Origin of the sequence: Photorhabdus kayaii, from assembly GCF_025384895.1 — a bacterium.
GTDB classification, from domain to species: domain Bacteria; phylum Pseudomonadota; class Gammaproteobacteria; order Enterobacterales; family Enterobacteriaceae; genus Photorhabdus; species Photorhabdus kayaii.
The window spans coordinates 1-13,837 of sequence record NZ_JAJAFZ010000088.1 but is presented as its reverse complement, the minus strand read 5'-3'; the positions used below and the strand labels follow the sequence as shown (position 1 = coordinate 13,837).

The following is a 13,837-nucleotide window of genomic DNA, read 5'->3' as shown; positions in this document are numbered from 1 at the left end:
AATTTATCCTGCATTAAATCTGACTTTTCTTGCTCTCTTATGTATTTCTGGATTGTGGCTTCATTGAGCCCCACCGTACTTACATAGTATCCTTCTGACCAGAACTTCCTGTTGCCAAATTTGTATTTTAAATTCGCATGCTTATCAAATATCATCAACGAACTTTTGCCTTTTAAATATCCCATAAAACTCGACACACTGATTTTCGGTGGGATACTCACGAGCATATGGACATGATCTGACATTAAATGGCCTTCAATGATTTCAACTCCTTTGTACTTACAAAGGTCTCGTAATATTTCACCTATGCTTGTACGGATACGGGCAAAAATGACTTTTCGTCTGTATTTCGGCGAAAAAACGATATGGTATTTGCACAGCCACTTTGTATGTGCTGAGCTTTGTGCTTTAATCCCCATAAACACCTTTCCTTATTTCAGTTACGTATATTAGCTTGAACATCTATAGCGTAACGGAAAGGTGTTTTTCTTGGTATAACCTCGGGTCTCCACCCGCATAGCGGGTGGTTTTATGTTTAAGCAGCTGACGCTACTTAAACTGGCTAAAGCCATAAATACGAAAAAGGCCGCAACAAAGTGCGGCCTTTACAATTGTTATTTAAATTTTCATTTCTATCGGTACGTAATAGCAGATGCTGCAAGAGCCAAATGAAATAAGCCCCGATAAGAATATTGGGGCTTATTAGCTTTAGCGCTTATTCGCAACTTTAACTGATTAGTACACTACCATAGCTTTTTGCGTACGCGTAAGCTTTTTGTGCTCTCGTATTTCATCATCCATTTCTAACTTAATATCGAGCATAGCCAGACATCCCTGTACAAAACTTTCTCCCTTTTGTAACCGGGAACGCACTTCAATATCCGATACTTCAAGTAAACGCGCTATAGACCGTTTGGAAAGCCCTAAAGCGTAGTACATAAATAAAACTTCAATTTCTTCAGACTTATCTACCGTTTGCAGCTTTGCTATACAAGCATCAATGATCAAGCCGTCGTTATCACAGCAGTTTTCTTACGCACGCTAACCAAAAAAATAACCTAACGAGAAGTAATATTGATCTTGGTTATGAACTCTTATTCTTACACCATGAAATAAAAAGATTCAGTGTTCCTCCCCAAAAAATACCATCAAGAATGCCGCTCAATAACCCGAAGAATAAATTATAATGTAATGAGTATAGCAATATTGGGTAAATATTCAATAAAGCCATCATAAGAAACTTACTTACAAAAGTAATCATGATCACTATCAATATCAAAGGCGTACCTGGGCGAATAATTAAGTTGCTGTTAGTTTTTTTTCTTAATCGTGGTTGTGATCTCCATAGTATCCAACCAATAGTAGTACCGAAAATCAGACCGATTCCCATCATCACCAGTGATAAATTTGAGAAGTAGGTTTCCGTGAGAACACTATGTATTCCCCAAACTAAAAATACGGTAGGCAGCAAGAAAATGCGCCCTATACTCATTTCACGGTCTGAAAGAGCTTTAATGCCTCTTATGACAAGAAATACAAGCAGAATCCAGACCCATATAGGTGTGTCTTTTATAATAGTGATGTATTGTGGCATGTTGTCACTCATTAGTTTTTTTGTATGAGAAGTTTATCATTAAGGTGATTTTGCTTTCTTTCTGTAATAATCCCTCATTATTTAGGGTAAATATTTAGATACAAGCATGGTGAAAACAATAGTGCTTAAAGATAGTAAGCGGGAATGCTACTTTGATGTAAAAATGTAACCTATGATCCCATTTATTACAAGAACAAAAAGCCATATTAATGTTATATTTTATAAATTTTATAAAAAACAACATGATTGAACTTATCTTCTGAAAGCGAATCTCACGACTATGCAATCGTGAATAGCTTTTTTATGATTAAATTGGCTATAGCAATAATAGATAAAATTGTGTAACAGAAACTTGCAGGATAGTCAGAAATTAATGAAATCCAATCGAAACAATCGCTAATAAAAATAAATATAAAATTTGATAAATCTCATAAAGTTATCGGTTCATACGATGAAATAAGATGACGATTAATTACGATTAGAAAGGCTAAAAGCAAACCCCAAATTGTAAATTTTGTTTCTATGTTTAATGAAGTAAACATCATATAAGAATAGAGATTCCAGAGAATCAGAGAGATAAAAAATTTTAACAAATTATTCATGGCAGTGCCTACAAGAAGGAAAAACTGCCATTAGTATGACGTTCACCATTTTCATCACAGATAAAAAAATTACCTAACATTCCTTCACTATCAGTTTTGAGTGATACTGTATAATTATGATCAGGTCTTACCGCTTTCAGGAATTTGACTTTGTGTAATTTAATGATATCAGTCTTACTTTCATTCCTTTTACACAGAGAGAAAACAAGATCTATAAGTAATGAGCCGGGGCAAACAGGTTGTCTCGGAAAATGTTCTTGAAACAAATAATGACCTGAATTCAAATGGAAACCATAACAGTGGTTGCTGATAGGCCAGACTTCCCATAGGGAAATAGCAGAGTTTTCAATGGAAATCTCAGCGAAAGGCGTCTTTGATAATTCTACTTCACTGACGATAATGCTGGCTTGCGCAACAATTTTTTCTCTAGATCCTCCACTATAAACTCGGCAGTTAACACGGAAAGTGTTATAGATTCGCTCAAGTCCCCCTTCCACGATCATCTTATTGCCACATGATGCCACCTTACAGGAAAAATGTTCAATCATAACAGGAAGAAAACGCTGCTGCATTTTAGCTGAAAACTGTGAGGATACATAACGAACCGCAAACTGATTTAAGGCTTCAATCAACAGACTAATGGCACTGTGATTTTGATGCCCTTGCCAACTTGAAAGTAGTGCAACACTGGTTGCCATGTCTCTCTTTGGTTCAATACTCAAAGGTAAGCATATTGCAAGAAATTGTGTTTCCATGTTGCACCTTATAACCAGTGTTTCGGAAGTTCTTTGTATTTTTCACGCAATTCCTTCGAACTCATACCAAATGCATGTGCATTGAAACGTTGTCTATAATGACTCAATAGGATAGGTGCTCGACAAACAAAGAAAGCAAGTACGGCAATATAGGGATCAACCTGTCTCTGACTGAGTACACAGCCTAATAAATAATCTACATTAGCGTTTAATCCACAATAAGAGGTAATGGTATTAGCGAGTATTTTATAAGGAGTAAATATATCATTATATTGAGAAAAAAATGCATCAACACGCGTATCTCGTGGCATAACTGGATGGCCGAAGCCCGGATAGGGTTTAGTGGCACAATAGTTATGCATGGCACTCTTGATATTCCCTCGTTTTAAACGAGAAGATAAAGCGTTAAGTTTTTTCGTAACGAGTTGACAAGCACCTAAATGTGACGGACCGGCTGCACATAAAGCCCCTATTAAGGCATAATTAACACTGTTTTTAGTACTGGCAATAAATCTTACTGTCGCGGTGGTTGGTGTAACTATACCGAATCCACCTAATAACAGCGACATCATAAAACTGCTATCAATAGTATTATCAGTACAATCACTAAGTGACGTCAGAAACCATTGACTAAATGCGCGGCAATTTGTTAGTTGTGGAAGAGGAGGGGTGTACTCTTTGCGTCTTGCAAGTTCAATTAGCCACGGTAACAACAGTATTACCATCAAATCAGATTGATCTTCTGTAATTGATTGTTCGGTAAGAAAAGACTGATCTATTTCTACTTGCATTAGTAGTATGATGAAGCGCTGTAAGGAAGATAATTCTTGGTTGCAGGGTAACAATTGGTGCATTTTTTGAATCCTTACTACACACGCACTGTTTTGTAATACTGTGCTGGCTTTCATTACCAGACTATCCATTTCTTCAAGTGATAAAGTATCACCGCTTAGAGAAAACCAAGTATTTTGTAAGTAGTGATAATTTTTCGCTAAGGTTAAAATGTTTTTCTGGCGAATATATAGAATGTTTTTTTCAATGTCATAGTAATCAATTGAGTTATTTTCCATGTTGTTCTCCATTGAGTGCAGGAAACCGATAAAGTCTCAAATTCATGTCGTTGCGCTCTTTGGTAGCAAACAAATAGTGTTCAAAACTTGTTGAACCTCTAAATTGAGAGTGATAAAGAAAATGAGGGATTCGCTCGATTACATTTACAATATCAATAGCTGAATTGAGAATGGCAGCATAAACGTTTCCTTTGTTTACGATAGACGATGAGAGCAGAATCAGATCAATGCCAGCATAGTTAAAATTCTCTCCAGCTTCAGTGATAAACGTTGCTCGTTCAACAGCCACTCCTTTATGGTGCCGCCAGTTTTCAAATACTTCCCGAGCTGACTCAATAGCATCTTTGTCGTAATCAATTGCAGTGACCTTGGCATTTGTATATTTCATCCACATCAGAATCGATGCAGGCATGGGGCCACAGCCAATATGACATATATGCTTAGGTGATTGTTCTAATAATTCTCTTTCGTCGAAATATAATGAGCGATAATGCTCAGTATAGAATTTTAGATTTTCACTTAAAGTAGATACTTCATTCCCGGTTAGTGTTTTTTTTCCACACATAAAACTGGCAATAATTGTTTCATGATTTTTCTCATCGAGAATAATTTTATTATCCAATTTTGAAAGTAATTGCTCCTGATTATGGCTAAATTTACGATATAAATCAGGATGATTTCTTTTAACAAACAAAAGATCATCACGTATTTGTTTTACTATAAGATCAAACTCTGGTAGTAATCCAGATTGTTTTTTTATAGGGTAACCTATTGCCTGATTTATTTTATCTATTATGTCATTTAACATAATTTAATATCCTTTTGTCTATTATTAAAATAGGCTTTCCCCTTAATAAAAGGGGAAAGCTTTCCTGCCTAATTTGTGTTATCCCTCCCCACTCCATGAGGAAAATTTATACAAATTAAGGTTCGTATCGTAACGTTCTTTAGTCGCTAACTGATAACGTTCAAAACCTTTCGGACGGTAGAATTCTAAGCTATAAAAGTACCTAGGTGTCCTTTCAATGATGCTCACTGTATCCTTATCTGAATTAAGAATGGCAGAAAAAACGCCTTCTTTGTTTAAGATAGCCCTGGAAATGATAATCAGATCCATACCCGCATAATTGAAATTTTCTCCTTTTGTGGCAACAAATGTTGCTCGGTCAGCAGAGATTTGTTTAGGCCGTCTCCAGGTTTCAAATACCGCACGGGCTGACTCAACAGAATATTTGTCATGGTCAATTGCTGTTATGTGTGCATCAGTATATTTCAACCACATTAGAACTGATGAAGGCATTGGTCCGCATCCAACATGACAGACATATTTAGGGTGGGAAAGAACATTCTTCAATAAGTCTTTCTCATCAAAATATAATGAACGGTTACGCTCAATATAGTAATTTTTCATTTTATCTACGGCTGAAGCTTCATCTCCAGAGAATGGCAACGTCCCAGTCATATAGTCAGCAATCATCATTTCCCAATTTTTACTATATGCTAGTGCTTTATTATCTAAAACTGACAGCAGCTGTGACTGAATTTCACAAAATCTATTATATTGACTAGGGTCATACTTTTTTACATCTAGAAGGTCATCACGTATTTTTGTGGTAAGCTCATTAAATTTTGGTGATAACGAGTATTTCTCTATTGGATAATTTATTGCTTCATTTATCTTATTTATTATATCATCAAACATGATTTAACTCCGATTATCTATGATTAACAAATGCTTTCCTCGTGGAGATAGAGAAAAGTCGTTATAGTCTGTTTTAATTAAACAAACATTTCCTCGCTTTCTACTATAAACTTCAGCTAACTCTGGTATATTTCGTATTTCTTCTTCTAGGCTATCTAAATCAACTTTATCATTTTCTTTAGACAAAACTTTTATCATGAGACATTCTTTACCCTTATTATCAGAAGATAATTCAATTTGTATTTTAGCATCGGGTAATTTATTGACAATAAGGCGTGTTATTTTTTTACAATTAACAACATTCCCCATGAAGTTAAATTCATCTATATGACGTCTGATATCAGTTAAGAGCAGATTCTCGTTTCTATAACTGATTTTTGCATTATCACCAGTAGGGTATCGGATCAAACGATATGACGCTGTGTGATCCAATGAAGTAACTAACAACCCAAACTTATTATCATATTCAAAAAAGAAGTCCTCTTTAAAGAGAATATATTGATCATGATTCTCAGTAGAAAGTCCCAGAAAACCACACTCAGACAACCCATACAGTCCAATAATTTTTAAATCATTCCCTAATATATCCAGAATATATTTTTCCTGGTCTTTTCGAAGGGATTCACCAGTGAAAACTATCTTTTTTATTGATAATGAAATATCAAAATACTTCATTGCCTCAATAAATTGAATAATTGAGGCAGGCACACCAAATAATACGGAAAGACCAACTTCTACGAGAAAATGAAAATGTTTTTTATCTAAGAGTCTAATATCTCCGATTGGAATTACATTGGCATGACAGTATTTTGCTATTTCACAGGCAGAGTAGTGTAATGATGAGAACAAATTAATCGTAAACAGATTACCTACTACGTCCTGGCAAGTAAAAACTTGTTGTTTTTTTAGCCTGACAATAAGATTATGTTCACTATTGGAAGCTGAATTTTTACTCACTTTGAAAGCAGTCCGTACAGCCTTCATTGTTCCTGTGGTTCCGCTGGTTGTGCCTATCAAGGCAGGAAAAGAAGCCGCTTCTATCGGTGTATTCACAGGTAAAAGTATTTGCTTGTTTACAGGCACTATACTGCAAAATTCTTGATAATCAGAAAAATAGAGTTGTGTTATTGTTGCCAGACGTTCCCGTTCACTCTGGAATAGTTGTGAATTGTCATAATTTTTCATATTACACCTTCTTTTTTATAAGAATTTCACAACCTAAAGCACCTATCCCGGTTCCTTTTTTCACATGGTATTCAATGTTTTTCATCTGGCATGAGGATAGTAGTGACTGAATTTGTTCTAACATATATTTCTCATCGATACTCATATTGGGAACACCACATTTTTCTCGCTCTTCGTTAAATAACTTAATGGCTTTTTCATCTGCATCAGCCAATGGTTCATGAATAATGGCAATCCCACCTTTATCCAATACACGACATATTTCCTGTAAACCTTTTTGGGGTTCTGACCAATGATGAATAATTGACCTTCCATAAACTAATGAGAATATCTGTTCATTAAATGGTAATGCACTGGCACTACCTTCATACACGGTTATTTTCGATTGTAACGCGTGTTTTTTTATTTTCTCCCTACAGAAAGTAACCATACGTAAATCAAGATCAATTCCGTTTAAGTGGTAATGGATAAGTTCTGGAGCATCTAATAAATTAAAAAGCATATGGCCTGTCCCCATGCCCACATCCAATAAACTATTTTTTTCTGAGGTGATAGTTGCCATCTCTTCAAGAAGGCGTTTTCTAAGATAGAAGTTCCATATTGAAGTTCCTACAATTGCAAAATTTTCGTATTGCTCAGGAGTTAAAGCAACAAATAAATCTTTCATTATTCATGTCCTTATAGTGTATGAATAGAAAATAAAATCACCTAATCTAATGCATTATTGTGATGTTTGTCTATGTGATTGAAATTAGGTTTTACCTATAAACATGACTTACCACATGACGCATATTTAATTTATTTTTTAATTTAAATACTTTTATATTTCAATATCTGAAAATAAATAATTTTTCGAAAACATTAGGGCGCTTATGTAGATACTATTGTTACACTAACGAATTACTATCATCTAAGACAGAAACAAGAGAGTCATTCATTAACGTAACCGCAATTATTGAACCATCAATCTCGTAATAAGTACAGTGTATTTTTGGAATTTTAAGTTTAATTTCACTCCCAACATAAATAAATGTGCACAGTTGATCATCGAATTTTTCCAACACATAATCGTCAATATTAAAGGTAAATGGCTGAAAATAAAATAATGCTTTATAGATACTTTCCATACAGCAAAAAACAACTGTTGATAAGTAAATTTTATCTGTATTTGGGTTTAAATAACTCTCATATTTTCGTAGATAATCAATCATAAAATGGCGTACTTTTCTATGATAATAAAGATACTCAATATCAACACCAATATAGCCAACTTCCGGTATATGACTTAAGAGCAGTGCAGTAAGCTGCTTACCATGACTGACACTGTAATAGCTGTTAACAGCAGCATAATCAGTACTAAAAAGCTCTTTTAATAAGATTAAACTATATTGCTTAGCAAATTCTCGTTGGCGTATAGTATTACTGGCTTGGCTCATAAAAGAAGGTAACTTTATAGGGTAATGTTTTTTTTCATTTAGCAAAGTATTTTCAGTATATGAAAACAAGCAAAGAAACAGATTTGATTTTAAATTAATAAAAACCCTTATCATTTTACCCCCGATGATATGAATTTTATTTTACCTGTATTAGTTGTAGGAATAAAGGGGATAGTATTTACTATAAAGTCGTAACGGTGCCAAGACTGTAATAGCAAATTCTTTATATTACTAACCATTTCTTTTTCCACAGTTGATTCGATATTTATCTCAATGAAACCTTCAGAGTTTTTGCTAAAGTAGTGACGGACGTAACCAAGTTCCTGCATAATTTGATTAGATATTTCTTTTTCAGGGAAAAATTTTCCATTAATTTTAAACTCGTTCACAGTACGTGAAATCCAATAATAACAATCGTCACTATCTTTTTCGAAGAGATCACCAGAGTTAAACCATCCATCATTATGTAAGAGAGTCAGGTTACTATCGACATACCCATCGGCAGAATATGGTGTTTGATAGTACATTTGACTAAAGCCAGTTGTAAAATCAGTGTTTTTTTTCAATTGAATTTGAATTTCGTCAGATATAACAAAACCTGGAGCGACCACGCTATTACGGCTTCTTTTTTCGATATCACTGGTCGTTTCAAATTTATGGCAAAATAAACGAGGACCAGATTCAGTCTGACCAAAATTGTTCCATAATACATCACAACAATTCATTATTTGTGTCGCTTGAAAGGTAAGTAAACAATCTGATGCATTTAGAACAGTTGCTAACCGTGTACGGCTTTCAGTTAGTACTTTACTTAGTGGAAGCATCAAATCACCAATCAAGGGCAGGGTATTGATAGAATAAAAATGGATTATCTCATTAATACTGCTCAATCGATAGTGTTCGAATATTAATCCTCCTTCTGAAATTAGAGTGCTTAACATAGTAGATAGCCCATACATATACTGTACAGGAAAAATACACAGGGTATTATTGTCAGAAGTTATCTTCAGATAACACCGGACTTTTTCAGCATTCTCGGTAAGTCTAATTTCCTTGTATTGCATCAGCTTGGGCTTACCGGTTGTCCCAGAAGTCATAAAGTAAAAATAGGCATATGGAAACGGAGTAAAATCGTATGTAGATCTGATATAATTTGAACCAGAACAATGAGAAGTAAGGACAATCTTCTTATTTATAGGGATTCTTGCTTGACATGCTGGATTCATTACGTAAGCAGCAATATTATCCTCTTTTACCAACATTTGGACTGTGGTGATATCACGGATATTCACAATCATCGCTTTTAGTTTAAGTGCAGAAGCAAGGAAATAATAGAGCATTCCTTCTAAGTTGTTTCTGATTAGAAAAACGAATAGCGCTTCTCGATTAGTCTTATAATGAGCAGAGTGAATGAAGATCTGTGTGATACCACTTTGCACCATTGCCGTAAAATCGGCACCATTATAACTTTCATTTTTAACTTTAACGCGCCAATTGTTCTGTAATAAAGATACGATAGTTAACATATCAATTATTCTCAATAATGTTAGGGTTGCCGAGTACTAAGCTGGCTGCACTACCACCCATACCAAATGAATTTTTTATCGCATAATGCAAAGGCATATAAGTATGTTGTCTAACTAGCGAGATATGTTCCGGCAATTGGGAATCTGGTTCATCAAGGTTTAAAATACCGGGTAAGAAATTATGCTGAAATGCTACAATAACAGTAAGTATTTCCATAGCTCCAGCTGTCGCGATCAGATGACCATGATTTGATTTGGTTGCAATAATTGCCGGCTGATGTTCACCAAATACTCTGGAAATAGCCCGGGATTCATGAAGATCATTTTGTACCGTTGATGTACCGTGAGCACTAACAAAATCGATATGACTCTTAGCAATCTTCGCATCTTTCAGTGCCCTTTCCATCGAAAGCCTCATTTCTAGTTCATCATGGTGTGGAGCCACTATATTTTCAGCGCACAAGGAACTGCCATATCCCAGTAACCGCACCAGTGATATTCCTTGGCGTGCTCGAACGGCTGATTCTTTTTCAATAACAAATAAAACTGCACCTTCTGCTAATACAAAACCACTACGATTGCGATCAAAGGGACGTGACAGTTGTGAACCCGTATAACGATTATCAGTCGTAATGACCCCCATCCCTTCTAAGCGTGCCACATTTAATGGAGTAACCTTAGCAGAAACCCCTCCTGTGATAGCCGCCTTTATCTGGCCTCTCTGGATAGCACGCATAGCCAATCCAATACTTTGCGTTGAAGCTGAACAAAGTCCAAGATGAGCAAAACTGGTGCCAGTGTACGGAATAATATTATGAATAGATTTAAGAATGGCACCGCATTCTAGGTCGAATAATTCTCTGACTTTAAAATGTTCAATTGATGCTTTGATACGATTTTCTCTAGTGGCATTCAGTGGTAGTTTTTTAGTAAATTCAATACACTGATCTATATCCATAGCAGGTTCATCTGTGCCAATTATACAACCTATTTCATTGGATGAATAATAATCCATTAACCTTATCTGACGGGAAAGTTCAATAGCTGCTTTTTCTGCATAGAAAAGCTCACCATTACGGAAATGTTTTTTCTTTGGCCACTGAAGTAATTCATTCCCTTCATCGGGTATGCCAGCATAAGATGAACTCAGAGAGTGATGGTCAAATTTTTTAATAGGCTTAACTCCACTGATATTATTTTTCAAATTTAAATATATATCTTCCAATTTATTACCGAGTGGAGTGATTGCACTATATAAACTAATACACAACGGGTCGAAAGGTAGATTTTTATCCATTTTCACGTCACTTTTTAGTTAAAAAAACACATCCCAAACCGTAATTTATTCCTGTGCCATTTAACAATAATCTACAGCCATTAGGAATTTCCGGGTCATTCAGGCAACATAGAATATCAAGGATATTGTTTAGCCTACCAGTATAACCTGTAATTAACTTGTAATTCATAACTTTTGCATCTGGAAATATCTTTTCTATTGAATTATACTCAGCTTCTTTTTGTTCTAAAATCCCATTATCATAACTGATTATTATATCGGGAGTACCGTGTTTCTTTTTTTGTTCGATAAAAATATTTTTCCAATCTTCATGTGTGTATTTTACTTTCGGGGCATAATGAATAATAATGGAAATTATTTCAGCTAGTGCTTCATGCGGATCATGATCCAAATGGAGAATAACACTACCCCAGCTAGGAATAATACCTGAGTTCATTGACGTATTTTCACGAATTTCACCAAATTTACCAAACACGGTTAAGATATCAGAACTTAACATATTTGCGCTATTTATAATTAATACTCCTTGCTTAACATCATTATGAATAATGTCTTCTTTGGCCATTTTTAAAGCACTCATGCCACTTAATGATGCGGAACGCAAAGGAATTCCCTCTTCATGATTAGAGAGTATCTTGGAAATATGATAAAGAGGATTAGTCGGCAATAAGCGAAGCATTTCCAATGGGTTATCTAACTTATTAAAATAAGATAGATTTTTCCAAAAATCATCAGCCCCTTTATGAACAACCTCTTTCAACGTATTCAAATTATGTTCCTCACTATCACAAGCTGAGTAAAGTCTTGCTTTTGATAAAAATTTAAGATTGGTTTTTTTCCCCAGATCAGCTAATGCATTGATTGATAATTTAGATATAGTATTTAATACAGCCCGATCTTCTCGTTTAATCAATGTAGGATCACTGATAGAAATTTTAGATTCAGAATAAATATTTACTAATGGAAAATTTCTAGCCGTTTTAGATTTATAGGTCATTAATGAAAGTAAATCTGTACTACTTTTAGCATACTGATGATAAACACCATAATTTTTAATATATGATCTTCTCATATTTTATTCCTAGTTTTGTAGAGAATGAACTAATTTTTGATTTATATAATAAATAGTGAAGTATTTGTATAATTCTTTAAACTCTATTTCAAAATCATTAATTACAGCCTTATTGGAAAATTTTAGTTGTCTGTTTAGATGGGAAATCCCTTCGGATGTCCATTTTTTATCTTTAAATGAATAGTTTTCTTCCAGTGTAGCCATTTTATTTATAGGCCATAAGGTATCAGGGGTAATGTCAATATTAAGATTTTTCTTCAACTCAAAAGAAAAATCAATAAAATCGATAGATGTCATATCATAATCTAAGAACAATGACTTATTTACATCTATTTTTGTATCTTCACTAATGTACATAACGTCTTTGAATACTTTTTCTATCACAGAAATATACATATTATATTAACCTCTCACCGTTTCCTAATGTTAACGTGATACCTGTAGTAGTTATTTGGTTATTAATAAAAGAGTTTATAGTATTAACAATGTCTTGTGGTAAAAGTAGTTGACGGGTGGGGATGTTTTTTTCAATGTCACGTAAAGTGATACCTTTTTTATCACAATATTCTTTCAACATATGTGTTTTTATATAACCGGGGCTAAGGCATAAAGTTCGTATGTTAAATCTTGCAAACTCTAATGCTATATTCGACATATATCGCTCCATAGCCATTTTTGTTGCTCCATAGACACTATTACCAATATTTGTCTTGTGAGCAGCCACGGAACTAATATAAATAAATTTTGCTTCTGATTCTTTGTATAATTTCATGTTTTTAGCAATAACATTAAAAATAAGTGTAGCAGAAATAAAATTTATCCAGGTGATGTTTTTTATAGTATCTGGATCTAAATCATCACACAGTTTAGCTGGGTTAATCCCTGCACAATAAATTGTTACATTAATTTTTTCGCTCTCAATAAGTTGACAGAATTCAGTGACTCGTTCTTCGTTCATTAAATTAAGTTGTACTGGCTTTACGCGATCACCATATTTTTCTTCTATATTTTTTACTTTTTCGTCTCCTTTCCACCAAGTAAACATAATATCATAACCTTGTTTAATTAGATCATTAATTACCGCCTCCCCTATTTCTGAAGTGCCAGCCAAAATTAGTGCCGAACGTTTATTTGTTAATTTCAATTCACTATCAACAATAAATTTCATAATAAAATCCCATCAAAATAGAATAGTAATTTACTTTATCGGAACGTTATTTCCCATAATCAGTTACATTTTTCTTTATCAATCACATTGGTTGACTTTTATATTATTATTCTTATGTTATCATTTTTATGAGTAATTACTTTAGATGGTTCTGTCGCATTAGCGAAACATCAGGTGAGTTCCACTAATGTGACAGAACCACAAAATGCGACCTCTACAATTATTATTTAGATTTTCACTTCTATCGGTACGTAATAGCAGATGCTGCAAGAGCCGAATCATAACCACCCGCATAGCGGGTGGTTTGCTCTAGCCCTATAAGGGCATATTACCGACTGCGCCTAAATGACGCCCTTTCTCTTCGTTCAAGATAAGTGTCTTTGCTTCTTTGGCTTACCCCTTGAAGGCAGGGCGCGAGCATACTTTTTTA

At 34.4% G+C, this 13,837-nt stretch carries 14 protein-coding genes and 1 pseudogene; all 15 read right to left on the bottom strand.

Translation table 11 applies throughout. The features are described from left to right. Positions 1-419, bottom strand: a 419-nt coding sequence (gene tnpA / locus LGZ98_RS21325) for an IS200/IS605 family transposase (protein ID WP_262978554.1), incomplete at its 3' end; no start/stop codon positions are given. A 316-nt stretch (positions 420-735) separates the two neighbouring features. After that, positions 736-1,017 (bottom strand): annotated as a pseudogene (locus LGZ98_RS21320) (antiterminator Q family protein); the annotation flags it as partial. Between the two features lie 67 nt (positions 1,018-1,084). Next, positions 1,085-1,594 (bottom strand): DUF6622 family protein, encoded by a 510-nt coding sequence (locus LGZ98_RS21315; protein ID WP_262978553.1) that lies wholly within the window; start codon positions 1,592-1,594, stop codon positions 1,085-1,087. A gap of 610 nt (positions 1,595-2,204) precedes the next feature. Further along, the gene (locus LGZ98_RS21310) at positions 2,205-2,951 is read right to left on the bottom strand and encodes an ApeI family dehydratase (RefSeq protein WP_262978552.1); all 747 of its coding nucleotides are present in this window, start codon (positions 2,949-2,951) and stop codon (positions 2,205-2,207) included. A gap of 8 nt (positions 2,952-2,959) precedes the next feature. After that, positions 2,960-4,021 carry a citrate/2-methylcitrate synthase gene (locus LGZ98_RS21305; RefSeq protein ID WP_228903046.1) on the bottom strand — a complete coding sequence of 354 codons (1,062 nt, stop codon included), beginning with the start codon at positions 4,019-4,021 and terminating at the stop codon, positions 2,960-2,962. Then, on the bottom strand, positions 4,011-4,829 hold the full coding sequence (locus LGZ98_RS21300; protein ID WP_262978551.1) for a class I SAM-dependent methyltransferase: 819 nt from the start codon (positions 4,827-4,829) through the stop codon (positions 4,011-4,013). Before LGZ98_RS21300 ends, LGZ98_RS21305 begins: the two co-directional genes overlap by 11 nt. A 78-nt stretch (positions 4,830-4,907) precedes the next feature. After that, entirely contained in the window at positions 4,908-5,723 is an 816-nt protein-coding gene (locus LGZ98_RS21295; protein ID WP_113044303.1) for a hypothetical protein, read from the bottom strand. A gap of 3 nt (positions 5,724-5,726) precedes the next feature. Continuing rightward, a complete protein-coding gene (locus tag LGZ98_RS21290) occupies positions 5,727-6,908 on the bottom strand; it encodes an AMP-binding protein (RefSeq protein ID WP_113044304.1) in 1,182 nt (393 codons plus the stop codon). Between the two features lies 1 nt (position 6,909). Continuing rightward, the gene (locus LGZ98_RS21285) at positions 6,910-7,575 is read right to left on the bottom strand and encodes a class I SAM-dependent methyltransferase (RefSeq protein ID WP_262978550.1); all 666 of its coding nucleotides are present in this window, start codon (positions 7,573-7,575) and stop codon (positions 6,910-6,912) included. Positions 7,576-7,795: 220 nt separating this feature from the next. Further along, entirely contained in the window at positions 7,796-8,458 is a 663-nt protein-coding gene (locus LGZ98_RS21280; RefSeq protein ID WP_262978549.1) for a hypothetical protein, read from the bottom strand. Continuing rightward, positions 8,455-9,870 carry an AMP-binding protein gene (locus LGZ98_RS21275; RefSeq protein ID WP_113044307.1) on the bottom strand — a complete coding sequence of 472 codons (1,416 nt, stop codon included), beginning with the start codon at positions 9,868-9,870 and terminating at the stop codon, positions 8,455-8,457. Before LGZ98_RS21275 ends, LGZ98_RS21280 begins: the two co-directional genes overlap by 4 nt. Before the next feature lies 1 nt (position 9,871). After that, positions 9,872-11,167 (bottom strand): beta-ketoacyl-[acyl-carrier-protein] synthase family protein, encoded by a 1,296-nt coding sequence (locus tag LGZ98_RS21270; RefSeq protein WP_228903161.1) that lies wholly within the window; start codon positions 11,165-11,167, stop codon positions 9,872-9,874. Between the two features lie 7 nt (positions 11,168-11,174). Further along, entirely contained in the window at positions 11,175-12,239 is a 1,065-nt protein-coding gene (locus tag LGZ98_RS21265) for a hypothetical protein (RefSeq protein ID WP_113044309.1), read from the bottom strand. Positions 12,240-12,248: 9 nt separating this feature from the next. After that, entirely contained in the window at positions 12,249-12,635 is a 387-nt protein-coding gene (locus LGZ98_RS21260; RefSeq protein WP_113044310.1) for an acyl carrier protein, read from the bottom strand. 1 nt (position 12,636) lies between these two features. Further along, positions 12,637-13,407, bottom strand: coding sequence for an SDR family oxidoreductase (locus tag LGZ98_RS21255; RefSeq protein WP_262978548.1), 771 nt, complete (start codon positions 13,405-13,407; stop codon positions 12,637-12,639). Positions 13,408-13,837: the final 430 nt, after the last annotated feature.

What these genes read in the sequence shown, in the direction of transcription:
- LGZ98_RS21280 (WP_262978549.1), bottom strand. Translation starts at nt 8,458, where the DNA reads ATGATAAGGGTTTTTATTAATTTAAAATCAAATCTGTTTCTTTGCTTG.
- LGZ98_RS21310 (WP_262978552.1), bottom strand. Translation starts at nt 2,951, where the DNA reads ATGGAAACACAATTTCTTGCAATATGCTTACCTTTGAGTATTGAACCA.
- LGZ98_RS21305 (WP_228903046.1), bottom strand. Translation starts at nt 4,021, where the DNA reads ATGGAAAATAACTCAATTGATTACTATGACATTGAAAAAAACATTCTA.
- LGZ98_RS21285 (WP_262978550.1), bottom strand. Translation starts at nt 7,575, where the DNA reads ATGAAAGATTTATTTGTTGCTTTAACTCCTGAGCAATACGAAAATTTT.
- LGZ98_RS21275 (WP_113044307.1), bottom strand. Translation starts at nt 9,870, where the DNA reads ATGTTAACTATCGTATCTTTATTACAGAACAATTGGCGCGTTAAAGTT.
- LGZ98_RS21295 (WP_113044303.1), bottom strand. Translation starts at nt 5,723, where the DNA reads ATGTTTGATGATATAATAAATAAGATAAATGAAGCAATAAATTATCCA.
- LGZ98_RS21300 (WP_262978551.1), bottom strand. Translation starts at nt 4,829, where the DNA reads ATGTTAAATGACATAATAGATAAAATAAATCAGGCAATAGGTTACCCT.
- LGZ98_RS21270 (WP_228903161.1), bottom strand. Translation starts at nt 11,167, where the DNA reads ATGGATAAAAATCTACCTTTCGACCCGTTGTGTATTAGTTTATATAGT.
- LGZ98_RS21315 (WP_262978553.1), bottom strand. Translation starts at nt 1,594, where the DNA reads ATGCCACAATACATCACTATTATAAAAGACACACCTATATGGGTCTGG.
- LGZ98_RS21290 (WP_113044304.1), bottom strand. Translation starts at nt 6,908, where the DNA reads ATGAAAAATTATGACAATTCACAACTATTCCAGAGTGAACGGGAACGT.
- LGZ98_RS21265 (WP_113044309.1), bottom strand. Translation starts at nt 12,239, where the DNA reads ATGAGAAGATCATATATTAAAAATTATGGTGTTTATCATCAGTATGCT.
- LGZ98_RS21255 (WP_262978548.1), bottom strand. Translation starts at nt 13,407, where the DNA reads ATGAAATTTATTGTTGATAGTGAATTGAAATTAACAAATAAACGTTCG.
- LGZ98_RS21260 (WP_113044310.1), bottom strand. Translation starts at nt 12,635, where the DNA reads ATGTATATTTCTGTGATAGAAAAAGTATTCAAAGACGTTATGTACATT.